At 65.6% G+C, this 23,198-nt stretch carries 18 protein-coding genes and 1 pseudogene; 2 read left to right on the top strand and 17 right to left on the bottom strand.

What is annotated here, in order from left to right:
• Positions 1-3: 3 nt before the first annotated feature.
• The 6 genes and pseudogenes from rpfC to BJD12_RS00780 all read right to left on the bottom strand — a co-directional run bounded on the left by rpfC (position 4) and on the right by BJD12_RS00780 (position 8,137).
• The gene (gene rpfC / locus BJD12_RS00805) at positions 4-2,184 is read right to left on the bottom strand and encodes a sensor histidine kinase RpfC (RefSeq protein ID WP_005993837.1); all 2,181 of its coding nucleotides are present in this window, start codon (positions 2,182-2,184) and stop codon (positions 4-6) included.
• A 7-nt stretch (positions 2,185-2,191) separates the two neighbouring features.
• Positions 2,192-2,817: pseudogene (locus BJD12_RS00800) on the bottom strand (RpfH protein).
• Position 2,818: 1 nt separating this feature from the next.
• Positions 2,819-3,955 carry a cyclic di-GMP phosphodiesterase response regulator RpfG gene (gene rpfG / locus BJD12_RS00795; RefSeq protein WP_005993831.1) on the bottom strand — a complete coding sequence of 379 codons (1,137 nt, stop codon included), beginning with the start codon at positions 3,953-3,955 and terminating at the stop codon, positions 2,819-2,821.
• A 139-nt stretch (positions 3,956-4,094) separates the two neighbouring features.
• Positions 4,095-5,612: a lysine--tRNA ligase gene (lysS, locus tag BJD12_RS00790; protein WP_005993829.1), complete on the bottom strand. Its 1,518-nt coding sequence runs from the start codon at positions 5,610-5,612 to the stop codon at positions 4,095-4,097.
• Positions 5,613-5,808: 196 nt separating this feature from the next.
• A protein-coding gene (gene prfB / locus BJD12_RS00785; protein WP_126936564.1) for a peptide chain release factor 2 occupies positions 5,809-6,934 on the bottom strand; the annotation gives its coding sequence in 2 pieces (ribosomal slippage) (positions 5,809-6,858 and positions 6,860-6,934; 1,125 coding nt in all).
• 288 nt (positions 6,935-7,222) lie between these two features.
• Entirely contained in the window at positions 7,223-8,137 is a 915-nt protein-coding gene (locus BJD12_RS00780) for a LytTR family DNA-binding domain-containing protein (protein WP_005993825.1), read from the bottom strand.
• A gap of 191 nt (positions 8,138-8,328) precedes the next feature.
• Here BJD12_RS00780 and BJD12_RS00775 point away from each other — a divergent pair, with 191 nt between their 5' ends.
• Together BJD12_RS00775 and BJD12_RS00770 are read left to right on the top strand one after the other, a co-directional pair.
• Positions 8,329-9,540, top strand: coding sequence for an acyltransferase family protein (locus BJD12_RS00775; protein WP_050812877.1), 1,212 nt, complete (start codon positions 8,329-8,331; stop codon positions 9,538-9,540).
• A gap of 246 nt (positions 9,541-9,786) precedes the next feature.
• Positions 9,787-10,824: a DUF1176 domain-containing protein gene (locus BJD12_RS00770; RefSeq protein WP_039421480.1), complete on the top strand. Its 1,038-nt coding sequence runs from the start codon at positions 9,787-9,789 to the stop codon at positions 10,822-10,824.
• Positions 10,825-11,173: 349 nt separating this feature from the next.
• Here BJD12_RS00770 and recJ read toward each other — a convergent pair whose 3' ends face one another.
• From recJ to BJD12_RS00715, 11 genes are all read right to left on the bottom strand, one after another.
• Entirely contained in the window at positions 11,174-12,913 is a 1,740-nt protein-coding gene (recJ, locus tag BJD12_RS00765; RefSeq protein WP_005991282.1) for a single-stranded-DNA-specific exonuclease RecJ, read from the bottom strand.
• Positions 12,910-13,830: a hypothetical protein gene (locus tag BJD12_RS00760; protein ID WP_005991284.1), complete on the bottom strand. Its 921-nt coding sequence runs from the start codon at positions 13,828-13,830 to the stop codon at positions 12,910-12,912. Before BJD12_RS00760 ends, recJ begins: the two co-directional genes overlap by 4 nt.
• Before the next feature lie 30 nt (positions 13,831-13,860).
• Entirely contained in the window at positions 13,861-14,325 is a 465-nt protein-coding gene (gene greA, locus BJD12_RS00755) for a transcription elongation factor GreA (RefSeq protein WP_005991286.1), read from the bottom strand.
• Between the two features lie 8 nt (positions 14,326-14,333).
• Positions 14,334-17,576 carry a carbamoyl-phosphate synthase large subunit gene (gene carB / locus BJD12_RS00750; RefSeq protein WP_005991288.1) on the bottom strand — a complete coding sequence of 1,081 codons (3,243 nt, stop codon included), beginning with the start codon at positions 17,574-17,576 and terminating at the stop codon, positions 14,334-14,336.
• Positions 17,577-17,691: 115 nt separating this feature from the next.
• On the bottom strand, positions 17,692-18,048 hold the full coding sequence (locus BJD12_RS00745) for a hypothetical protein (RefSeq protein WP_005991290.1): 357 nt from the start codon (positions 18,046-18,048) through the stop codon (positions 17,692-17,694).
• Positions 18,045-19,208 carry a glutamine-hydrolyzing carbamoyl-phosphate synthase small subunit gene (gene carA / locus BJD12_RS00740; RefSeq protein WP_005991291.1) on the bottom strand — a complete coding sequence of 388 codons (1,164 nt, stop codon included), beginning with the start codon at positions 19,206-19,208 and terminating at the stop codon, positions 18,045-18,047. The genes BJD12_RS00745 and carA overlap by 4 nt, the downstream gene beginning before the upstream one ends.
• Before the next feature lie 238 nt (positions 19,209-19,446).
• Positions 19,447-20,163 carry a 4-hydroxy-tetrahydrodipicolinate reductase gene (gene dapB / locus BJD12_RS00735; protein ID WP_039421440.1) on the bottom strand — a complete coding sequence of 239 codons (717 nt, stop codon included), beginning with the start codon at positions 20,161-20,163 and terminating at the stop codon, positions 19,447-19,449.
• Positions 20,164-20,238: 75 nt separating this feature from the next.
• On the bottom strand, positions 20,239-20,958 hold the full coding sequence (locus tag BJD12_RS00730) for an MOSC domain-containing protein (RefSeq protein ID WP_005991293.1): 720 nt from the start codon (positions 20,956-20,958) through the stop codon (positions 20,239-20,241).
• Positions 20,955-22,157, bottom strand: a complete 1,203-nt coding sequence (locus tag BJD12_RS00725; protein WP_005991294.1) for an aminotransferase-like domain-containing protein — start codon at positions 22,155-22,157, stop codon at positions 20,955-20,957. Before BJD12_RS00725 ends, BJD12_RS00730 begins: the two co-directional genes overlap by 4 nt.
• A gap of 225 nt (positions 22,158-22,382) precedes the next feature.
• The gene (locus BJD12_RS00720) at positions 22,383-22,883 is read right to left on the bottom strand and encodes a hypothetical protein (protein WP_039421443.1); all 501 of its coding nucleotides are present in this window, start codon (positions 22,881-22,883) and stop codon (positions 22,383-22,385) included.
• Between the two features lie 60 nt (positions 22,884-22,943).
• Positions 22,944-23,198: a DUF6587 family protein gene (locus tag BJD12_RS00715; protein ID WP_042828123.1), complete on the bottom strand. Its 255-nt coding sequence runs from the start codon at positions 23,196-23,198 to the stop codon at positions 22,944-22,946.

The raw sequence follows: 23,198 nt of genomic DNA, 5'->3' as shown, positions 1-23,198 counted from the left end.
GGTCTATTCGTTACTACGGGGGGAGCACTCGCCGTCCTTGACGCCCTGCAGGCGTGCGTCGAGTGCATCCTTTCCCGCGTTCAATTGCTCGCGCAGTGCGGACAGCCGCAGCCGCCACTCTGCCTGCAGCTGCCAATCGGCCATGCGCATCAGCTCGCCACCGCTGCTGGCAACCTGCGCCAGACCGAGGTTGCTGGCCACGCCGCGCAAGGCATGCGCGCTCTCGCGCAGTTGTTCCCAATCCGAGCGTGTACCGTCGCGCTCAATGTCGCCCACGCAGTTCTGCGCATCCTCCAGACACTGGCGCACGAACTGACGTTCAAATTCCTCGCCCATGCCCAGCGCGGCCAGCTCGTCCAGCACGCTGGAATCGAGCACGCCTTCGAAGCTTGTCGCCACCTGCACCGTGGTTGCCGGTGTCGCCAGCTGCCGGGTGCTCACAGCCAGATCGGCCAAGGTGTCGAGCAGCTTGGCCGCCACGACGGGCTTGGCCAAAAACGCCCGTGCACCGGCCTGTTCGCAGGCACGAATCGCTTCAGGCGTCACGTCGGCGCTGAGCACCACCACCGGCGTGTAGCGCATGCCGCTGGCCTGCATCACCCGCAGTTGCTTGAGCATGTCCAGGCCGCTCATGCCCGGCATGTGCAGATCCACGATCACCGCGTCGAAATCCTCTTCGGCCATCGCATCGAGCACCTGCTCGGCGCCGTTGACGCACAGCACCTTATGCCCGGCCTTCTCCAGCAACCGCTGCAGCACCATGCGGTTGGCCTCGTGGTCATCGGCTACCAGCATGCGCATGCTGCGCACGCGTGCACGATGTCGCAGGAACGGATTGGAAAACGCGATGACGTTGGAGGCTTCCAACGCATCGGGCGTATCCACCACTGCGTCGGTCGACACGTGGGCGGGCGCGGACTTGAGCGGCTCGCCGATCGCCATCGGCAGTTCGAACCAGAAGACGCTGCCGCCAGGCTTATTTTCCTCGAATCCGATCCTGCCACCCATCGCCTCGACCAGGCCCTTGGCGATCGTGGTGCCCAGCCCGGTGCCCTCGTAACGACGCGACAAACCGACATCGGCCTGCTCGAAGGCTTCGAACAACCGCGGTCGCATGTCCATCGGCACGCCGATGCCGGTGTCTTCGACATCGAAGCGCAGTCGGACGGCGTCGTCGACACTACCGGACACACGGGTGACCCGGAGCAACACGTGCCCGTGCTCGGTGAACTTGACCGCGTTGCCGACCAGATTGAGCAGCACCTGACGCAGATGACCAGTGTCGCCCTTGAGCAGGTCGGGCACGTCGTCGGCCACCTGCGTGCCGTACTCCAGCCGGCGCCCCTTGGCCTGCGGCTGCAGGATCATGTTGACCGACCCGATGATCTCGCGCAGCGAAAAGTCGCGGCGATCGATTCGGATCTTGCCGGCCTCGATCGCGGAAATATCCAGCACCTCTTCCACCAACGAAAGCAGGCTGCGCGCCGATGCCTGGATGGTGTTGAGGCACTCCTTCTGCTCAGCATCCAGGCGCGTGGTCGCCAGCACTTCGGTCATGCCCGACAACCCGTTGAGCGGGGTGCGGAACTCATGACTCATATTGGCCAAGAAGCGGCTTTTGGCCTGATTGGCATGGCGGGCCTCGCGCACTGCACGGGTCATCGCACGCAACAGCGAGTCGAAGTACAGCGGCACCGCAATCAAACCAAGCAACAACCCCCAACTCAAATAGGGATTGGCTTTCCAGTAAGGCGAAATCAGGATGGCGCTAAGAAAACACACGCTGCCCATCGCGGTCGCCGCACGCAGATAGTGGCTGCCGTAGCGCAGACCGTTGCCGATGGTCACCCACATGCACACGGCATACAGAGGCGAGGCCGGCTCGCCCTGGATGGCCATGATCGCGCCGGTGCTGGTGTAGTCGAGCAGCATGCCGATCAGCCGGCGCGTATGCGATATCTGCGGGCGCAGCAGGATCGCCACCATCAACCCAAGCGAGACCAGCAGCTCGCCGACCAGGATCAACCAGGTGGCCATCAAGGTATCGCCGTGGGTGTGCTGATAGCGCCATCCCAGGTACGAAATGAACAGCGTGGTGATGATGATGCGGATCAGATTCTGCGCGTGTTCCGAATCTGCTCGCCCCGACAGGCGCCGCTTCAACCATGGCAATGGAGACTTCATAGACGCCTCAGACGCGCGGCGGCGTCAATGGGGTTGGGATCCTTCCGTGCTGCAAGGCAGCGTCGATACCTGCTGCGGGCGTCGACCCGGCCATTGCCTGGTCCCGCTCACGTAGCGTACGCAACAATGACATAGGAACCACGATCAGCGCACCCAGCAGCGCGATCCCCAAGCCAAGCTCGCCCTGCCAATAAGGGCTGTTGGCAAGCGTCGTACCGAAGCTGAGCGTGGCCATGGCGATGGCAGTCTGCAGCGCCTCGCTGCCGAAGCGCAGCCCGTTGCCGATCGTGATCCACAGCAATACGGCGTACAGACAAGCCATCGGTGCGCCCATCCAGGTCATCGCCAGCCCGATCAAGCCGTAGTCGGCGAGCATCCCAAGCGTACGCCGCAGATGCGAGCGCTGCGGACTTACCACAATCCAGCAAAGATCAGTAATGCTGTGGTCTGACCTACCGCGATCAGACAGAGCAGCTGCTGCAACTGGTGCCCGGAGACCGGCCACCGGGGAGCGCAGATCAGCGTGTAGACCAGGATCAGCGCAATCAGCGTGATGCGTACCAGGGCCTGGCCATGCTCGCTGTCGGCGCGCAGGGCGAGTCGAGCACGCAGCTGGCTGAGCGCCGCCCTCACCTCACACCCCGGGCCGCGCCGATGCGGTGGAGAATTCCCCGCAGATCTGGTCCAGCTGCGCGCGGCCACGCAGCAGCGCATCCACGCAGCGCGGGTCGAACAGGCGGCCGCGTTGCGCATAGAGATAGGCCAGCGCGGCATCCATCGTCCACGCTTCCTTGTACGGGCGCGGCGACAGCAGCGCGTCGAACACGTCGGCCACTGCGACGATGCGCGCCTCCAGCGGAATCGCTTCGCCGACCAGGCCGTCCGGATACCCGGTGCCGTCGTAGCGCTCGTGGTGACGCAATGCGATCAACGCGCCAACCTGGATGAAACGGTTCTGGCTGCCGCTGAGCAGCTCGTAGCCGATCCGCGGATGGCGCTTCATGATGCTCATTTCGTCGTCGGTGAGCTTGCCCGGCTTGAGCAGCACCGAATCGGGAATGGCGATCTTGCCCATGTCGTGCAGCGGTGCGGCCATCTCGATGATGCGCACCTCCTCTTCCGACAGGCCCAGCTGTTCTGCGATCAGGCCGGCCACGTGCGACATGCGCTCCAAGAACGCGCTGGTGCCCGAATCGCGGTATTCGATGGCGCGCGCCAACCGCGACAAGGTTTCGCGCTCGCGCTCTTCGACCTCGTTCATGCTGGCCAGCAGGCGCTGTTCCAGCGACAGCGCGCGTTGTTTAACGCTCTCGCTCTGCTGACGCAGCTGCAACAGGTTGGAGCAGCGTGCGCGCAGTTCGCGCGGGCGGATCGGCTTGACCAGGAAGTCGATCACCCCGGCTTCCAGCGCCGCCTGACGAATCGGCTCGTCGCCGACGATGGTGATCAGGATGATCGGAATATCGCGATGGCTCGGCAACCGGCGCAGGCGCCGCGCGAACTCCAGGCCATCCATCCCAGGCATGCGGTAGTCGAGCAGCAAGAGATCCACGCGCCCGGCTTCGCACCATGCCAACGCGTCGAGCGGGTCGCCGAAGTCGTAGACCTTCAGCTCCGGCGCGATGTCCTCGATGACATGGCGCAGCATCGTCCGCGCGGACATCTGGTCATCGACAATGACGATGTTCAATCCCAGATCCGCCTTTTCCGCCCAGCTTCCCCATGTATCCGCCGACACCATGCCGTCCGGACTCCCTAAAACATCCTGCATAGCCGTTACTCCTCTATCCCGAGAACGGAAAAGCGTGACGTCGACTGCTGTGTCGACTCCCCCGGACATGACGTTGCCCGAAGCTCCGCCCTAGCATATGCAGTATCCGTGCCGTCGGCACGCGGTTCGCACAAAAAAATCAGGCTTCCGGGCGCATGTAGGGAAACAGCAGGACGTCACGGATCGACGTGCTGCCGGTCAACAGCATCACCAGACGGTCGATCCCGATGCCCAGGCCGCCGGTCGGCGCCATTCCGTACTCCAACGCACGGATGTAATCGGCGTCGTAGTGCATTGCTTCGTCATCGCCGCCGTCCTTGGCCTGCACCTGCGCCTGGAAACGCGCGGCCTGGTCTTCGGGGTCGTTGAGCTCGGAGAAGCCATTGGCCAGCTCCTTGCCGTTGATGAACAGCTCGAAGCGGTCGGTATATCCCGGCTCGGTATCGCTGGAGCGGGCCAGCGGCGAGACCTCGACCGGATGGTCGGTGATGAAGGTCGGCTGCACCAAGGTGTGTTCGACGGTGGCCTCGAAGATCTCCAGCAGCAGCTTGCCCCAGCCGTAGGAGGGCTTGGTGCGAATCTTCAACCGCTCGCAATGGCGCAGCAGCGCCTCGCGGTCGGTGCAATCGGCCGCAGTGATTTCCGGATTGTGGTGACGGACGGCCTCATCCATGCGCCAGCGACGGAAAGCCGGCGCCAGATCAATGGCGGCGCCATCCCAGTTCACCTGCGTGGTACCCAGAACCGACTGTGCGGTGTCGCGGATCACCTGCTCGGTCAGATCCATGATCTCGTGATACGTGGCGTAGGCCTCGTAGAGCTCGAGCATGGTGAATTCGGGATTGTGCCGGGTCGATACGCCTTCGTTGCGGAAGTTGCGGTTGATCTCGTAGACGCGCTCCAGACCGCCGACCACCAGACGCTTGAGATACAGCTCCGGCGCCACGCGCAGGTACAGATCCAGGTCCAGCGCATTGTGGTGGGTGGTGAACGGCTTGGCGGTGGCGCCACCGGGGATGTAATGCATCATCGGCGTTTCCACTTCCAGGAAACGCCGCGCATCCAGCCACGCGCGCATCGCGCGGATGATCTTGGAGCGCTTGATGAAGACCTCGCGCGCTTCCGGGGTGACGATCAGATCGACGTAGCGCTGGCGATAACGCTGCTCCACGTCCGACAGGCCGTGCCACTTGTCCGGCAACGGACGCAGCGATTTGGTCAGCAGGCGTAGCGCGGTGGCCTTGACCGACAGCTCGCCGGTCTTGGTGCGGGTCAGCCCGCCCTCCACCGCCACGATGTCGCCCACGTCCCAGCCCTTGAAGGCGGTATAGGCATCGCCGAGCACGTTGCCCTGCAGGAACAACTGCACACGCCCGGATTCGTCCTGGATCTGCGCAAAGCTGGCCTTGCCCATCACCCGCTTGGCCATCAGCCGGCCGGCCATCTTGACGGTGCGGCCGCTGGCCTCCAGCGCTTCCGGGGTCCAGGTGTCGGCATCGGCGAACTCGGCCTGCAGGTCGCCGGCAAAGTGTTCGCGCACGAAGTCATTCGGGTACGCGATGCCCTGGCCGCGCAACGCGCCCAGTTTCGCGCGACGCTCGGCGATGAGGCTGTTCTCGTCGACGGGAAGGTGGGACGCGGGGGTCTGCTCGGTCATGGCGGGAATCGGTCTGCTAGAGGTCGGGCGCGTGCCCGGTGGGGAGTGAGACACCGGCAGCGCCGGGCTCTCTTTATAATGACGGTGTCACGCGCAGGTCGACTGATGTCGTTTTACTACCGCAGCGCGGGTGGCGCTGCGGTGCCTGCGTAGCGTGGTGCGAGGCCGTCGCATCCGCTGCGACCTCGCGCTGCGGTCAGGCGTCCAGGCGTTTGGAGCCTGCCGCCAGACCGGCCTTCAGGCTGGCCTCGACGAACTCGTCCAGGTCGCCGTCGAGCACTTTCTGGGTGTCGCTGCGTTCGATACCGGTGCGCAGATCCTTGATACGGCTCTGATCGAGCACGTAATTGCGGATCTGGCTGCCCCAGCCAATGTCGGACTTGGTGGCTTCCAGCGCGTCGCGTTCAACGTTGCGCTTCTGCACTTCCAGCTCGTACAACTTGGCCGCCAGCATCTTCATCGCATTGTCGCGGTTCTGGTGCTGGCTGCGGCCGGTCTGGCAGGCAACCACCGTATTGGTCGGAATATGGGTGATACGTACCGCCGATTCGGTCTTGTTGACGTGCTGACCACCTGCGCCAGACGAGCGATACACGTCGGTGCGCAGGTCGGCCGGGTTGATGTCGATCTCGATGTTGTCGTCCACTTCCGGCGACACGAACACCGAGGTGAAACTGGTGTGGCGACGGTTGTCCGAATCGAACGGCGACTTGCGCACCAGCCGGTGCACGCCGATCTCGGTCTTGAGCCAGCCATAGGCGTATTCGCCTTCGATGCGGATGGTGGCCGACTTGATGCCCGCCACTTCGCCGCCGGACACTTCCATCAGCTCGGTCTTCCAACCGCGCGACTCGGCCCAGCGCAGGTACATGCGCAACAGGATCTCGGCCCAGTCCTGCGCCTCGGTGCCGCCGGCGCCGGCCTGGATGTCGACGAACGCGTTGGCGCCGTCCATCTGCCCGGAGAACATGCGCTGGAATTCCAGCTTCTCGACATGGGCCTGGTACTTGTCCAGATCGGCGATCACCGCCACTGCAGTGTCTTCGTCCTGCTCGCTGTCGGCCAGGTCCAGCAACTCGCCGGCATCGGTGAGCCCGGCCAGCACATCGGCGATGCCGATAACGGTCTTTTCCAGCATGGAGCGCTCACGCCCCAGGGCCTGGGCACGCTCGGCGTCGTTCCACACGTCCGGGCTTTCCAGCTCCCGGCTGACTTCCTCTAGACGCTCTTTCTTGGCGTCGTAGTCAAAGATACCCCCTGAGCGAGAGCACGCGATCGTTGAGATCGGTGATGCGCTGGCGGATCGGATTGGTTTCGATCATGACGGACTTCCGGCAAACAAGCTGGTTAGTTTAGCAAGCGGGCCGCATGCGCGGAACGCAGCGGTGGCCGGCGCGCACCGCTGCTCGGCGCCCTCCCACGCACCGGCCAGCGACGTGCAAATTCCATGCATCGCGCAACGCCGCATATCAGCGGCCTCGATTAAAGGCCGTGCCCGCCGCTTGATGTCTCCAGGACACATCACAGGACACGCCGCCGTCGCCCCGATCCCGCACGCCCTCCGGGTACGCCCTTGTAGGCAACCGCACCGCCGCTGCCGGGTGTTTGCTTCAGACACTCACCGCGTCCGGCCTGGGCGTGCCGGCCACTTGCCCGGCCCGCGCCCGCAAGCCGGCCAGATGGCTGCGACTGCAGGGCAGCACCGTGGCGTCGCGCAGGTGCACGCGCGCGTCGCCGGAATCGACCGGTTCGATCGCCTGCACCTGGCCCAGATTGACCAGATAGCTGCGATGGATCCGTACGAAGACGGCCGCCTCCAGCCTGGCCTCGATCGCCGCCATGGTGCTGCGTAGGGGATAGTCGTGACCGCGGACGCGCAGGTTGACGTAGTTGCCGGAAGCCTGGATCCATTCAATGTCGGCGGTGGCCACCAGGAAATCGCGACCGAGCTTGCGCACCAGAAAGCGTTCCGGACGATCCAGCGGCTCCACGGGCGGCCCCTCGTCCGGCGCGGCGAGCAGATGCGCCTCGCCCTGACGCCGCCGCGCATACCAGCCCAGCGCGTGCTGCACCGCCACCAGCAGCGCAAAGGTGCGCAGATCCTTGGATAGTTCGTATACCCACTGCAGCCAGCCGCCGAAATCGTAATGCCCGCCGGCCAGCGCGTAGACCAGCTTGCGTATCAGCACCATGCCGGCGACGTGCGCCAGCCACCACCCCAGCGCCGCGCTCAGGTACAGCGGCACACGTCGCGGCCAGGCATCGGCATGCAGCGGCCAGCGTGCGCACAGCCATAACACGGCCGGCAGCAGCAACAGCGCGGCGGTGGCGCTGCTCAGCTCCCAGCTCAGCAGCTGCCACAGCACGATCGGCTCGCCGTCGCGGCGCGCAGCCAGCCAGGCGGTCAAGACGTTGCCCAGCGCACTCAGATAAAACACCAGCGACCAGATCACGACGGCCCAGCGCGTGGCGGCACGGCCGGCTCCTTCCCGGGCGATTGGCGGGCGCGACCCGGTCGATTCCATGCATAGGTCCGCAGTTGGCAAGTGCCGATCATAGAGGCCTGCGCGGCAAGGCGAAACCGCCGCCCCGGCCGTCACCGTTCGTCCCTGGGTGGATGCAACTGGTCACTGCGAGCGGTGGTTTCCACCCCTGGCCCCACCTGCTGCGAGGGCCGATGGGCAGGATGGGTCCACTTCTCCAGCAACCGCCGACCATGACCGAGCGCCGCCACGATATCGATGCCTTGCGCATCTTCGCCTTCGCCCTGCTGATCCTCTATCACGTGGCCATGGCCTACGTGGCCGGCTGGGACTTCCATTTGAAGAGTGCGTACACCACCGACTGGCTGCAGGCGCCGATGATCGCGGTCAACCGCTGGCGGATGCCGTTGCTGTTCATGATCTCCGGCATCGCGATCGGTCTGGCGCGTGCGGAACGTGCGCCGTGGCAGTTTGCATGGCGACGCTGCGGCCGGTTGTTGCCACCATTGCTGTTCGGCATATTCGTGGTGGTGGCAGTGCAGGCGTACTGCCAGGGCGTCAGCAACGGCAAGGTCGTGCCTGGCTTCGGCAGCTTCCTGCTGCGCTATTGGCAGGTCCGGCCGTGGCCGGCCGGCAGCTTCGATGGCTGGGAACACGGCATCACCTGGAACCACCTGTGGTACGTGGCCTATCTGCTGCCTTACACCTTGCTACTGATGGCCATGCTTGCGCTGGGCCGCAAGCTGCCCGTGTCGCTGCCAGCGCTGCCGACGTCCATCGCGCTACCGGCCCTGCTGCTGGCCCCCATCCTGTGGGGGGCCTTTTGCCTGCTGTGGGTGATGCCGCGCCACCCACCGACCCACGCCCTGGTTGGCGACTGGTTCGTGCATGCCGAGTCGTTTCCGTTATTCGTGCTGGGATATGCGCTGGCCCACAGCGCACGCGTCTGGACGTGGGCCGTGCAGCTGCGCTGGCCGACCTTCATCGCCGCGCTGCTGGCGATCGCCACCGAACTGAGCATCCGCCATCTGGGCCGCTCGCTCGATTCCGTGCAGTTGCCCGCCCTGCTGGCGACGGTCCGTTGGGACGTGGTCGAGCGGCTCGCGCGTGCAGCCTATACCTGGCTGGCACTGCTGGCCCTGCTGGGCTGGGCGAGGCATGGTTTGAATCGCCCATTCGCGTGGCTGCCGTATTGCACCCAGGCCGTGTTCCCCTGGTACATCCTGCATCAGAGCCTGATCATCCTGGCGCTGTACTGGTTGGCGCCGTTGCAGCTGGGGCCGTGGCTGGAACCGGGCTTGGTGTTGGCCGCCACCGTCGCCGGCTGTCTGCTCTTGCACGAATACCTCATTCGCCGTGTGCGCTGGCTGCGCCCGCTGTTCGGGATGCCGATGCACGACTCGCCTACCAGGACGCGCAACGCGGCAACGCTCACCCAGGCGTGATCGCTGAAAGCCACAGGCGCGCAGACAACACCGAACAGACGATGCCGCTTGGCGCAGCGTCGCCAGAGCGAGGCGGCACTGCGCGAACAGCGCAGTGCATGCGCAACGCGCATGGTGGTCGATCGGCGGCGGCGCGCCGATGCACGCGTCACCATGAATGGTCTTCGCTGCCTGCAGACGGTTCGCCTGGACGCCCTGCCGCCGGCACCGCAAGATGCCGGCCCTGACCACGATGAAGGACCTTCGATGCGCTATGACCTGCTTGCCGCGGCCCTGCTGTGCAGCCCCGCGATCGCGCTTGCCGCGCCTGCAACCAGTGTCGCCTTCAGTCACGACGACTGGACCATCGCCTGCGACAACACCCGCACCTGCCGCGCCGCCGGGTATCAGCCGGACGAAGGCGAGCACCTGCCGGTATCGGTGTTGCTGACGCGCAAGGCCGGTGCCGGCCAGGCAGTGACGGCCGAGCTGATGCTGGGTCAGTACGACGAGATCAAGCTGCCTGCGTCTTTGAGCCTGCAGATCGATCAACGCGATCTGGGCAAGCTGGCGCTGGATGGCAAGAGCGGCACCGCGGTATTGAGCAGCACGCAGGTCGCCGCCCTGCTGGCGGCACTGACCCGCAGCAGCAAGATCGTCGCGGTCGGCAACGATCGCCGCCGCTGGCAGCTGTCCGATCGCGGTGCGGCGGCGACGCTGCTGAAGATGGACGAATTTCAGGGCCGGCTTGGCACGCGCGGCGCGCTGGTGCGCAAGGGCGATCGTGATGAGGCCTCCGTGCTGCCGGCGCTGCCGGTGCCGCAGGTCCGCGAAGCCAAGCTGGCAGCAGCGCAACCCGGCGACGCCCGTTTGGGCAGCTTGCCAGCGCTGTACCAGGCGCTGCGCGCCACGCTTCCCGCCGATGAGGAATGCAAGGGCCTGGATGCCAGCGATGCCGCCGAACCGCTGGCCATCACCCGCCTGAGCAGCGACAAGCTGCTGGTGTCGACCGATTGCTGGATGGGCGCCTACAACATCGGCACCGGCTTCTGGGTGGTCAACGCGCGCGCGCCGTTCGCGCCGACCCTGGTCACCACGCATGCCAGCGATCTTGATGGTTCCACCATCCGGTCCTCGCAAAAGGGACGCGGACTGGGCGATTGCTACAGCGAGGAAAGCTGGACCTGGGACGGGCGTCGCTTTGTACAGACCTCCAAATCCACGTCTGGCCTGTGCCGGTTGGTCGCCGCTGGCGGCGCATGGGAACTGCCGACCCTGGTCACCGAGGTCAAGCAGTCGCCTTGATCGAAGCAAACACAGTGCATGCCTGCGCTGTCTTGCGCGAGGACCAATGACGATGGCGGGTGTGCGTGGCGGCATGGATGCCGCCATCGAGCCTGCACGGACGGATTCACGGCGTGTCCCGCAAGCGGTGAGGCATCGCGCACTCGACGCTGGGCATTTGCTGCAGGGCCCTTGCCCGCCCACCATCGCGGGACACGCTGCAAGTACGTCCTTGTAAGCTCCTTGGCGGCATCCATGCCGCCAAGGGTCCCGCGACGGTGAGCGGGCAAGGACCAGTCGAGATGGTCGGTTTGTCAGGGCAAGCGATACTGATTGCGGTGCCTGGATGACGACGCGCGAAGCTCTCAGATCAACCCAGGCGTGTTGCCGGCTCGCAATGCTCGACGATCAATTGCACCGCCGTGCCGCCACGGTAATCGTCGCTGACCAACCGATATGCCAGCCGCACCATGCGTGCTGGCTCGCTACCGTGCCAGCCGTTGAAATGGATGGCACTGAGCGGCTCGGGACGGCCGGCGCAGCGCAGCGTCAGCTTGAGGTGGCGTTCCTTGAGCACGCGGTATTGCAGTACCTCGAACTGCCCATCGAACAACGGCTCAGGAAAGCCCTGCCCCCACGGCCCTGCCACGCGCAGCGCTTCGGCGTGTACATGATCGAGTTCGTGCGCGGCCAGCTCGCCGTCGCTATGCAATTCGGCATGCAGCAGCGAGGCGTCCACCATCGCCATCACCTGCGCCTGGAAGGCCTGCTCGAACGTGGCCAACGCCGCGTGATCGATGCTCAGCCCGGCGGCCATCGCATGGCCACCGAACTTCTGCATCAGGCCGGGATGACGCGCATCCACCGCTGCCAGCACGTCGCGGATATGCAGGCCGGGAATGGACCGCGCCGAACCGCGCAACTGGCTGCTGCCCGGCTCGGCCGGGGCCAGCGCGATCACCGGGCGATGCAAGCGGTCTTTCAGTTTGGAGGCGACCAGGCCGATCACGCCGGGGTGCCACTGCGCATCGAACAGGCAGGCGGCGATCGGCAAGGCGCCATCGGCGTCTAGCACCACCTTGGTCACTGCCTGCTCGGCATCGTCGGTCATCAACTGCTGCACCGCACGGCGCTCGGCATTGATCTCTTCCAGCGTGGCGGCGATCTCGCGTGCCCGGCTCCAGTCTTCGCTGAGCAACAGCTCGATGCCCAATGCCATGTCTTCCAGCCGGCCGGCCGCATTCAAGCGCGGCCCGAGCGCGAACCCGATATCGCTGGCGCTCAGCCGCGCGATATCGCGGCCGCTGGCATCGATCAAGGCGCGCAATCCGATGCAGCCGCGGCCTTCGCGCAACCGACGCAACCCGGCCGACACAAGCGCACGGTTGTTGGTGTCCAGCGGCACCAGATCGGCCACCGTGCCGACGGCGACCAGATCCAGCAGTACCGACAGATCCGGCTCGGAACGATCGGCGAAGGCGCCACGCGTACGCAACGCACTGCGCAGTGCCAGCAATACGTAAAAGATCACGCCCACGCCAGCCAGCGATTTGCTGGGAAAACCGTCGACCGCCAGGTTCGGGTCGACGATCGCATCGGCCGGTGGCAACACCTCACCCGGCAGATGGTGGTCGGTGACCAGTACTGTCCAACCGCGCGCCTTGGCCGCGGCCACTCCCGCGTGGCAGGCGATACCGTGATCCACGGTGACCAGCACATCCGGTTGCAGCGCGGCCAGTTCGTCCACCAATGCAGGCGACAGACCATAGCCGTGCACCATGCGATTGGGCACAGCGTGGTGCACATCCAGCGCACCGAGCATGCGCAGGCCGCGCACGCCCACGGCGCAGGCGGTAGCGCCATCGCAGTCGAAATCGCCCACCACCAGGATGCGCCGTTGCCGGGCGATCGCATCGGCCAGCAACTCGGCCGCCACGTCACTGTTGTGCAGCAACTGCGGCGACAGCAACTGACCCAGACGCGGCTGCGCGCCGTGGGTATCGGTGACGCCACGCGCGGCATAGATGCGGCGCAGCAGCGGCAACATGGCATCGGGCCAGCTGCCGGCCTGCCCGGGCGGGCGCCGGACGATCCGCGGGGTGGAGGTCATTGCGCCAGCTGTGCGCGCGGCTTGCGCCAGAAACGCCAGCGTTGCGCATGCGTCAGCGACACGGTTTCGCCATCCTGGAAATCCAGCACCAGCCGATCCAGTTCGCCACGTGCCATCGCCGCCAGCAGCGGCGCCACCGCGTCGTCGCTGAACTGCTGCAGCGAGCGCAGATGGCGCAGGTCCACCAACGCATCCACGCGTTGTTCGCCCTGCGCATCGGCACCGGCCGCCAGCGCCAGCGCACGTAGGAGTGATTCGCGGCTGCGTACCTGACGGTGCGGCGAGCTGACCGCATGCGGCAGCACGCCACCGCCCCAGAACCACAGCGAATTGATCGCCGGCTTGCCGCTGGCCACACGGCCCTCGTTCCAGGGATGCTGATGCAGCAGCACCTGCGCCTCGGTCAGCAAGGCACGCCAGCGCCGGCCGATCTCGCCGGCCGGCAGATGCTCGAACAGGTCATCGCCGATCGCCAGATCCGGTGGCGCAAATTCCGGCAATTTGGCATCCGGCGACAGCCGCAGATACCAGCGCGCAGGCGTGGGCGCATCCAGCAGGAAGCCGGCATCGCCAAACATCGGCTTGAGGATGGGCAGCAACACCGCCAGGTCCTCGGCCGTGGGGCCGAGCGCCTCGCCGTAGCCCATCAAGCGCGCGCCCTGCATATCCGGCACCACATAGGCCGGATCGGCACGCACCCAGGTCGCACCGGCCGCATCGCCGGCATCGAGCTGGCGGGTCAACGCGGCCACCGGCCAGTGCGCAGGCGTCAGCGAGAAGTGGCGCTGCAGCTGCGCCACTTCGCCGGGCTCGGCACCTTGCTGGTCGGCACGCGCCAGCGCACGCGCCACCGGCGTGTCGCCCAGTTCACCGGGCAGGCGGCGTTTTTCCGGCAGCAGCAGCGTGGCGGTGGTCATCGGGCGGTGGCGTCGTTCAATCCCGGCGCGTCAGTCCAGATAGGCAACGCTGACCACTTCGTACTCGCGCTGGCCGGCCGGCGCATCGATGGTGACCGAGTCGCCCTCCAGCTTGCCGATCAACGCACGTGCCAGCGGCGAGGAGATCGCGATCATGCCCAGCTTGATGTCCGCTTCCAGATCGCCAACGATCTGGTAGCGCTTCTCTTCGTCGGTCTCGGTGTCGGCCAGCGTCACCGTGGCGCCGAACACGATCTTGTTGCCGGCCGACAGCTTGGTGATGTCGATGATCTCGGCATGCGAGAGCTCGCCTTCCAGCTGTTTGATGCGGCCTTCGATGAAGCTCTGCTGCTCGCGCGCGGCGTGGTACTCGGCGTTCTCTTTCAGATCGCCGTGCGCGCGCGCTTCGGCGATCGCGGCGATCACCGCCGGGCGCTTGACCGATTTCAGTTGGTCCAATTCCTCGCGCAGACGCTGCGCGCCCTTTGCCGTCATGGGTGCTCTCATGCTTCCAGCTCCTTGTGCAGTTCCTGCAGCGACCAGACAGGGCCGGTGCCGCGGAATTCCAGCGAATGCACCAGCGCCTTGGCGCCGGCGACAGTGGTCGAATAGGTCACGCGATGCTGCAACGCTTCACGCCGGATCGAGAAGGAATCGGAGATGGCGGCACGGCCTTCGGTGGTGTTGACGATATACACGATCTCGCCGTTCTTGATCGAATCGACAATGTGCGGGCGCCCTTCGGCGACCTTGTTGACGATCTCGCAGCTCAGCCCGTTCTGCTGCAGCCAGGCGCCGGTGCCGCGCGTGGCGACCAGCGTATAGCCGCGCTCCACCAGCGCCTGCGCCACCGGCAACACGCGCTGCTTGTCCGGATCGCGCACCGACACGAACGCCTTGCCCACCGGCGGGGCCTTGATGCCGCCGGCCTCCTGCGCGCGCGCGAACGCGGCGCTGAAGCTGCGGCCCACGCCCATCACCTCGCCGGTGGAGCGCATCTCCGGCCCGAGGATCGGGTCCACGCCCTGGAACTTGGCGAACGGGAAGATCGCCTCCTTCACAGAGTAATAGCCCGGCACGATTTCCTTGGTGGCGCCCTGCTCGGCCAGCGTCTTGCCGGCCATGCAGCGCGCGGCGATCTTGGCCAGCGGCATGCCGATCGCCTTGGACACGAACGGCACGGTGCGCGAGGCACGCGGGTTCACTTCCAGCAGGAACACCACGTCGTCCCCGGCCTCGTTGACCTGCACCGCGAACTGGGTATTCATCAGGCCGACCACGTTCAAGCCTTCGGCCAGCATCACCACCTGACGGCGCAGCTCGGCCTGGGTCTTGGGCGAGAGCGAGTACGGCGGCAGCGAGCAGGACGAATCGCCCGAATGCACGCCAGCCTCTTCGATGTGTTCCATCAGCCCGCCGATCAGCACGTTGCCGTCCTTGTCGGCAATGATGTCCACATCCACTTCCACCGCGTTGTCGAGGAAGCGGTCCAGCAGCACCGGCGAATCGTTGGAGACCTTGACCGCGTCACGCACATAGCGCGCCAGGTCCGATTCGCCGTAGACGATTTCCATCGCGCGGCCGCCCAGCACGTAGCTCGGGCGCACCACCAGCGGGTAGCCGATTTCGCGCGCCAGCACCAGGGCTTCCTCGGCATTGCGGGCAATGCGGTTCGGCGGCTGCTTCAGGCCCAGCTTGTCGACCAGCTGCTGGAAACGTTCGCGGTCTTCGGCCAGGTCGATCGAATCGGGCGAGGTGCCGATCACCGGCACGCCGTTGGCTTCCAGCGCGCGCGCCAGCTTCAGCGGGGTCTGGCCGCCGTACTGCACGATCACGCCCTTGGGTTTTTCCAGCTCGACGATTTCCAGCACGTCTTCCAGCGTCAGCGGCTCGAAGTACAGACGGTCGGAGGTGTCGTAGTCGGTGGACACGGTCTCCGGGTTGCAGTTGACCATGATGGTTTCAAAGCCGTCATCGCGCAGCGCCAGCGCGGCATGCACGCAGCAGTAGTCGAACTCGATACCCTGGCCGATGCGGTTGGGGCCACCGCCCAGGATCATGATCTTGTCGCGGTTGGTCGGCAGCGCTTCGCATTCGTCCTCGTAGGTCGAATACAGGTAGGCGGTGCTGGTGGAGAATTCGGCCGCGCACGAGTCGACGCGCTTGTAGACCGGGCGCACCTTCAATGCGCGGCGCAGCGTGCGTACGGCTTCTTCGTTGGTGCCGATCAGTTCGGCCAGGCGCGCATCGGAAAAACCGGCGCGTTTGAGCTTACGCAGACGCGGGGCATCCAGCGCCGCCATGCCATCGTCGGCCAGCTGCTGCTCGTGGCTGATGAGTTCCTCGATCTGGTCCAGGAACCAGGGGTCGATGAACGACAGCGCGTACACCTCGGCCACGGTCATGCCGGCGCGGAAGGCATCGGCCACGTAGAACAGACGCTCCGGGCCGGGCGCCTTGAGCTCGCGCTTAAGCGCGGCCATGTCTTCTTCGCTGCCCAGATCCAGGCCGGTCGGGTCCAGCCCGATCTTGCCGGTTTCCAGGCCGCGCAGCGCTTTTTGCAGCGATTCCTGGAAGGTGCGGCCCATCGCCATCACCTCGCCCACCGACTTCATCTGCGTGGTCAACCGCGCATCGGCCTGCGGGAATTTTTCAAACGCAAAGCGTGGAATCTTGGTGACCACGTAGTCGATCGACGGCTCGAACGAGGCCGGGGTCAGGCCACCGGTGATCTCGTTGCGCAATTCGTCCAGCGTGTAGCCCACCGCCAGCTTGGCGGCGACCTTGGCGATCGGGAAACCGGTGGCCTTGGACGCCAGCGCCGAGGAACGCGACACGCGCGGATTCATTTCGATTACCACCACCCGGCCGGTGGTCGGGCTGATGCCGAACTGCACGTTGGAGCCGCCGGTGTCCACGCCGATCTTGCGCAGCACCGCGATCGAGGCATCGCGCAGGCGCTGGTATTCCTTGTCGGTGAGGGTCTGCGCCGGAGCGACGGTGATCGAGTCGCCGGTGTGCACGCCCATCGGGTCGAGATTTTCGATCGCGCAGACGATGATGCAGTTGTCCGCGGTATCGCGCACCACTTCCATCTCGAATTCCTTCCAGCCCAGCACCGATTCTTCCACCAGCACTTCGGTGGTTGGCGACAGTTCCAGACCGCGGCCAACGATCTCGATCAACTCTTCGCGGTTGTAGGCGATGCCGCCGCCGCTGCCGCCCAGGGTGAAGCTGGGACGGATGATGGTCGGGTAGCCGACGCGGGTCTGGATATCCAGCGCTTCTTCCAGCGTGTGCGCCACTTCGGCCTTGGGGCAATCCAGGCCGATCTCGCCCATCGCCACGCGGAACAGCTCACGGTCTTCGGCCATGCGGATGGCTTCGCGCTTGGCGCCGATCAGCTCGACGTTGTACTTCTCCAGCACGCCGTTGTCGGCCAGATCCAGCGCGCAGTTCAGCGCGGTCTGCCCACCCATGGTCGGCAGCAGCGCGTCGGGCTTCTCCTTGGCGATGATCTTTTCGACCGTCTGCCAGTTGATCGGCTCGATGTACACCGCGTCGGCCATGTCCGGGTCGGTCATGATCGTGGCCGGGTTGCTGTTGACCAGCACCACGCGGTAGCCCTCGTCGCGCAGCGCCTTGCACGCCTGCGCGCCGGAGTAGTCGAACTCGCAAGCCTGGCCGATGACGATCGGGCCGGCGCCGATGATCAGGATGGTTTTTAGGTCGGTGCGCTTTGGCATTTCGTTACCCGATTGAATACATGCGGCAAGCCGCAGGTGCGGAAAGAGTGGCCGCGGCGATCAGATCGCAACGCAGCATGATGATTGATCGACTCCACGGAGCCGAGTGCCGGAGTCATCCGGCCGACCCATACCCAAGGGCGTGCAGGCTGTGCTGCATCCACTGATGCAGTGCGAACGCGGCAGCAAAACTGATCACTATCAGCAGCCAGCCGAAGCCGGACGTCTTGCCCCAGCGACGCACCTTGTCCGGGTCGGTGTTGTGCATGGCCTGATGAAAACGCCCGCCGCCGATTGCATAGCCGAAGCCGAACACCACACACATCGGCACTACCAGGGCCAGTTTGATGCCTCCAGGCACGGTGATCGACGCGGCGCCAGACTGCGCCTGCTGCAGGGGCATCCACACGCCCCAATACGCCAGCGCCACACCCGCCAGGATGATCAGCACGCCTATCAGACGACCGCTCATGCGCGGTTGGCATCCTTGGCCATCAACGCGGTAAACCGATCAAACAACGGCCCCACATCGCGCGGTCCCGGCGATGCTTCCGGGTGGCCCTGGAACGAAAACGCCGGAGCGTCGGTCAGGGCAATGCCCTGGTTGGTGCCATCGAACAACGAGCGATGGGTGACCCGCACATTGGACGGCAATGTGGTTTCATCCACCGCAAAGCCATGGTTCTGCGAGGTGATCATCACCCGCCCGCCATCCAGATCCTGCACCGGATGATTGGCGCCATGATGGCCGGTGGTCATTTTCACCGTCTTGGCACCGGCGGCCAGCGCCAGCAGCTGATGACCCAGACAGATGCCGAAGGTCGGCACCTTCTTGGCGATCAATTTCTGGATCGCAGCGATGGCGTAGTCGCAGGGCTCCGGATCGCCTGGGCCGTTGGACAGGAACACGCCGTCCGGATGCATCGCCAGCACCTCGGCCACCGGGGTCTGCGCGGGCACCACGGTGACATCGCAACCGCGCTCGGCCAGCATGCGCAGGATGTTGAGCTTGACACCGTAGTCGTAGGCAACAACTTTGAATGTTTGCCCCTGTGCGGACGTTCCGACATTCAGGGCGCCGAGGCCCAGGAAGGCGTCGGAGTTCAGATCCAGCGCGCCTTCCTTCCAGTTGTAGCTGGTCTCGGTGGAAACCACCTTGGCCAGGTCCATGCCTTTCAGGCCGGGGAACTTGCGCGCGGCTTCCAGTGCCTTTTCCACGTCGATCTCGCCAGCCATCAGCGCACCGTTCTGGGCGCCCTTCTCGCGCAACAGACGGGTCAGCTTGCGGGTGTCGATGCCGGAGATGGCCACCACACCGCGCGCCTGCAGCCATTCCGGCAAGGCCACTTCGCTGCGCCAGCTGCTTGGACGACGCGGCACATCGCGCACGATCAGGCCAGCGGCCCAGATCTTGCGGGCCTCGTCGTCCTGGTCGGTAAAACCGGTGTTGCCGATATGCGGATAGGTCAGCGTGACCATCTGGCGGGCATAGGACGGATCGGTCAGGACTTCCTGGTAACCGGTCATGGCGGTGTTGAACACCACTTCACCGACGGAAAGCCCGTTGGCGCCTACGGATTCGCCCTCGAACACGGTGCCGTCTTCGAGGACAAGGATTGCGGGTTGGGTCACGTGGGGTCTCGCTCTGGCTGCCTGGGACTCCGATGCGCTTCCGGCCAAATTCCGGTTGCAGCAAAGCGCGGACGCGGTGCTGAGGACCGGTCCGACGCTGGTTCGGGCAAGCGAGAATTGTAAAGGCAAGTGCCCCGGCATGCCAGCCTGCAACACAGCCGATGCGGCAGGTGTGCTGCAATGGCGGCATGAATACGCCACGCGATCGCGCAGTTGTTCATGCGCGGTTGCGCGCGGGTTACAGCACCAGGTCGCGCACCCGATAGCTGCCGGCCGGCCGGCCGATCAGGCGCTTGGCCGCATGCAGCGCACCGCGCGCGAAGATGTCGCGACTGGTCGCGCGATGCACCAGCTCGACACGCTCGCCCAGCCCGGTGAACTGCACGGTGTGCTCGCCGACGATGTCGCCGGCACGCAGGCTGGCAAACCGCGGCTGCGCACCGCTGCCGGTGGCCGCCTCGCCCAGCGTCAATGCGGTACCGGATGGGGCGTCCTGCTTATGCACGTGATGCGCCTCGATGATGTCGCAGTCCCACCCCGGCAAGGTGCCGGCGGCGCGCTCGACCAATTCGGTCAACACCGCGACGCCAAGACTGAAGTTGGAGGCCCACACCAGCGGAATCTGTTGCGCCGCTTCGATCAGCGCGGCGCGCTGGGTTTCGTCCAGCCCCGTCGTACCCGACACCAGCGGCTTACCGCGTTGGGCACAAAGCGCCAGGATCGGCGCAAAGCCCTGCGGCAGGCTGAAGTCGATGGCCACGTCGAAGGCCGGCGCACCGCCCAGCTCGCTGGCGGCAAAGAACGGCACGCCGTCGATCACGCGCTGCGACGGCGAGCGCCCCACCACCGCGCCGACGACGTGCAATGCGTCGTCTTCGGCCGCCAGGCGCAGCAAGGCCTTGCCCATCCGCCCGGAGGCGCCGTGGATCAGAACTTTTACAGGAGACGTTGTCATGCCCGCAGGCTAGCGAGGCGGCGGGGGTTGCACAAGGTGCGGGGATTGCGGAGTCGGGAGTCGTCGTAGCTGCTCTTAGTCGTCAAGGCCGGTCAGGCCTCTGCCCCAGCTTTCCACTTCGCTGCGCTGCAGGCGGCGCTCGAACAAGGACTGCCACGACGGCACCAGCGGAAGCTGCAGCAGTTCGGTGACGGCCACGACGTCGACGTCGCGCGCATACAGCACCTGCTGTACCCGCGACAGGCTCCACTGCGGATGCGGGCGCTCCTGCAATGCCAGCATGTCACCGGAGGCCACCGCGCCGGGTTGCAACACGCGGTAATACCAGCCGGTGCGACCGGTTTCCTGTACGCGACGCGCCATGTCGCGCACACCGAAGCGGTCCGACAGTTTCCAGCACGGCTGACGCAGCTGCGAGACCTCCACCACGGCGGTACCCAGCGTAAAGCGGTCGCCGAGGCAGACCGTGGCCTCGGTCAGGCCGGTGCTGCTCAGGTTCTCGCCGAACGCGCCGGCGGCATCCAGCAGCGCATACGCGCCAAGCTCGTTGCGCCAAGCCGCGTAATGATCGCGCGGATAATGATGGATCGCCTTGTCCGGCCCGCCATGCACGCGCCGGTCGCCCTGCTCGTCGCCTTGCAGTCCTTCGACCCCGACATGCAGCGGTCCTTGCACAACGCGCTTGTCGATCGCACTACGGCTACCGGGGCGGGTGAAGTCGCGCGCGACGCCGATGGCGACGCTATCGATGCGTGTGGCAACCGGCGCTTGCGGCATCACGGCGGGCGATGTCATGCGCCCTGCCCTGGCACTTCGGCCAGCGCCTCGCGCAACACATCCCCAAGCACCTGGATGCCGGCATCGATCTTCTCGCCCGGCACGGTGACGAACGACAGCCGCAGCGTGTTGGCTTGCGGCAAGGTCGCAAAGAACGGCGCACCCGGCACGAACGCGACATTGCGCGCGATGGCGCGCGCCAGCAGCGCGGTGCCATCCAGACCCGGCGGTAGCGTCACCCACAGGAACATGCCGCCTTCGGGGCGATTCCACTGCACCTGCGCCGGGAAGTGCCGATCCAGCGCTTCCAACATAAGACGGCACTGCTGCGCATACAGTGCACGGATCTGCGGGATATGCGTGTCGAGGAAGTCGTCCTGCAGCGTCTGGTACACCACGCGCTGGGTAAACGAAGGCGTGTGCAGATCGGCCGCCTGCTTGGCCTGGATCAGCTTGCCCAGCACCGCCTCCGGAGCGACGACGTAACCCAGCCGCAGCCCAGGTGCCAGCACCTTGGAAAACGAACCCATATAGATGACACCCTCGGGGTTTATCGACAGCAAGCTCGGCAACGGCTCGCCGCTGTAGTACAGCTCGCCGTACGGGTCGTCTTCGACAATCGGCACGCCGGCCTCTGCCGCGCGCGCGACCAGCGCCTGACGTCGCGCCAGTGGTAGACGCCGACCGGTGGGATTCTGAAAATTGGGCAGGCAATAGAGAAAGCGCGCATCGGCCAGCAGTGCCGGATCGAGCGCTTGCACCACCACGCCATCGTCGTCCGACGGCATGCCGACAAACGCTGGCTGGAACAACGAAAACGCCTGCAACGCCCCCAGATAACTCGGCGTCTCCACCAGCACCTTGCTGCCTTCGTCGATGAACACCTTGCCGAGCAGATCCAGGCCCTGCTGCGAGCCGGTGGTGATCAGCACCTGGCTGGGCCGGATATTGGCGCCCTCGCGACTCAGGCGCGCGGCCACCCATTCGCGCAATGGCGCGTAGCCTTCGGTTGGGCCGTATTGCAACGCTGCCTGCGGCGCATCGCGCAACACCTGGTCGCTGGCTGCGCGCATGCGCTCGACCGGAAAGGTCGCCGGCGACGGCAGACCACCGGCAAAGGAAATCACCTCAGGCCGCTCGGTCACCTTGAGGATTTCGCGAATCGCCGAACTGGTCAGCGCCTGCGCACGTCGGGAGATCTGGAAGGAAGTCGTCATGCTGCAAGCATACCCAACCCCCACAACGCCGGCGCTGTGCACTGCAGCGTGGGTGCTTTGATGCAGACCGCTGACAGCACGTGGCGAGCGGTCGTCCGACAGGTGTGGATGGCGCGCAGAGCCGGAGCGTCAGTGGCCGTGCCCCGGCCATGCCGGCCCGGCGGTGCGCACAGCCGCATTGCCGGACGCTCCTAGCGGCGGCGTGTAAAACGCCACCCCCGGCGGCTACCGATACGCAGGCCCAACCCAGGCAGTGCCTTCGCTACGGGTGATCAAGGTCTTCCAGCGCTTGCGCACCACCTTGTCGCGCGAACGGAAGGTCATGCGCAGACCCGGCAGACCGAGCGTGGCGCGTGTTTCGACCATCGCCGATTGCTCATCGGGGGCGATCTCGATCTTGGTGATCGAATGCTTGTAGTCCATCAGCTCATCCGGCTCGGCCACATGGCGCATCTGCTGCAGCACCTGTGCCCACTCGCCGTTGGACTTGCAGTAGCTGGCGCGATTGGTGGTTTCGCGCTTCTGGTGGGAGTCCATGCGGTACAGCACCACCATCTCGAATTCAGGCGCGGTCATGGCGCAGAGCGCCTCGCCATCCTGACTCACCATCGCCTTGTCGTGCGCTGCATAGAAATCGCGCACCTGCTTCTCGTCGAGCGCGTTGCCACCATAGTTGTACACACCCGCAACCGCGGCCAAGACCGCCAACAACACCAGCAAACGCATGCACCGCCCCCTGTCACGCCGCGTCCTGCGGCCGCGCAAGTGTAGCCGACGCTGCAGGGGTCAGTGCTTGCGCGTTGGCGCAGGGCCGCAACTGTCGCAACCGCCGCAGGCGGCACTGCCCTGCGCTGCCGGCGGCGCCACCCGACGTCCCAGCGTGCGCATCCACGCCGGTCGCCCATCACGCAACAACGCAAGCGCCAGCACGCCCCTCATCCGTCGCAAGACGCCGGGGAATTGTTTCTTCATCACCACCCAAAGGCTGACCAGCACCGCGATGGCGATGACCACGTATTGCAGGGTGAGCGAAAGATCCAT

It is taken from the genome of Xanthomonas vesicatoria ATCC 35937 (assembly GCF_001908725.1).
Classification (GTDB): domain Bacteria; phylum Pseudomonadota; class Gammaproteobacteria; order Xanthomonadales; family Xanthomonadaceae; genus Xanthomonas; species Xanthomonas vesicatoria.
This window is presented reverse-complemented; position numbering and strand designations above follow the sequence as displayed.

Bases quoted from the DNA above. Each gene is read 5' to 3' on its own strand.
- BJD12_RS00720 (WP_039421443.1), bottom strand. From the start codon at position 22,883: ATGCGTTTGCTGGTGTTGTTGGCGGTCTTGGCCGCGGTTGCGGGTGTG.
- BJD12_RS00780 (WP_005993825.1), bottom strand. From the start codon at position 8,137: ATGGAATCGACCGGGTCGCGCCCGCCAATCGCCCGGGAAGGAGCCGGC.
- BJD12_RS00745 (WP_005991290.1), bottom strand. From the start codon at position 18,048: ATGAGCGGTCGTCTGATAGGCGTGCTGATCATCCTGGCGGGTGTGGCG.
- carB (WP_005991288.1), bottom strand. From the start codon at position 17,576: ATGCCAAAGCGCACCGACCTAAAAACCATCCTGATCATCGGCGCCGGC.
- BJD12_RS00730 (WP_005991293.1), bottom strand. From the start codon at position 20,958: ATGACATCGCCCGCCGTGATGCCGCAAGCGCCGGTTGCCACACGCATC.
- lysS (WP_005993829.1), bottom strand. From the start codon at position 5,612: ATGACCGAGCAGACCCCCGCGTCCCACCTTCCCGTCGACGAGAACAGC.
- BJD12_RS00770 (WP_039421480.1), top strand. From the start codon at position 9,787: ATGCGCTATGACCTGCTTGCCGCGGCCCTGCTGTGCAGCCCCGCGATC.
- dapB (WP_039421440.1), bottom strand. From the start codon at position 20,163: ATGACAACGTCTCCTGTAAAAGTTCTGATCCACGGCGCCTCCGGGCGG.
- BJD12_RS00725 (WP_005991294.1), bottom strand. From the start codon at position 22,157: ATGACGACTTCCTTCCAGATCTCCCGACGTGCGCAGGCGCTGACCAGT.
- recJ (WP_005991282.1), bottom strand. From the start codon at position 12,913: ATGACCTCCACCCCGCGGATCGTCCGGCGCCCGCCCGGGCAGGCCGGC.
- BJD12_RS00775 (WP_050812877.1), top strand. From the start codon at position 8,329: ATGACCGAGCGCCGCCACGATATCGATGCCTTGCGCATCTTCGCCTTC.
- greA (WP_005991286.1), bottom strand. From the start codon at position 14,325: ATGACGGCAAAGGGCGCGCAGCGTCTGCGCGAGGAATTGGACCAACTG.
- BJD12_RS00715 (WP_042828123.1), bottom strand. From the start codon at position 23,198: ATGGATCTTTCGCTCACCCTGCAATACGTGGTCATCGCCATCGCGGTG.
- rpfC (WP_005993837.1), bottom strand. From the start codon at position 2,184: ATGAAGTCTCCATTGCCATGGTTGAAGCGGCGCCTGTCGGGGCGAGCA.
- BJD12_RS00760 (WP_005991284.1), bottom strand. From the start codon at position 13,830: ATGACCACCGCCACGCTGCTGCTGCCGGAAAAACGCCGCCTGCCCGGT.
- rpfG (WP_005993831.1), bottom strand. From the start codon at position 3,955: ATGCAGGATGTTTTAGGGAGTCCGGACGGCATGGTGTCGGCGGATACA.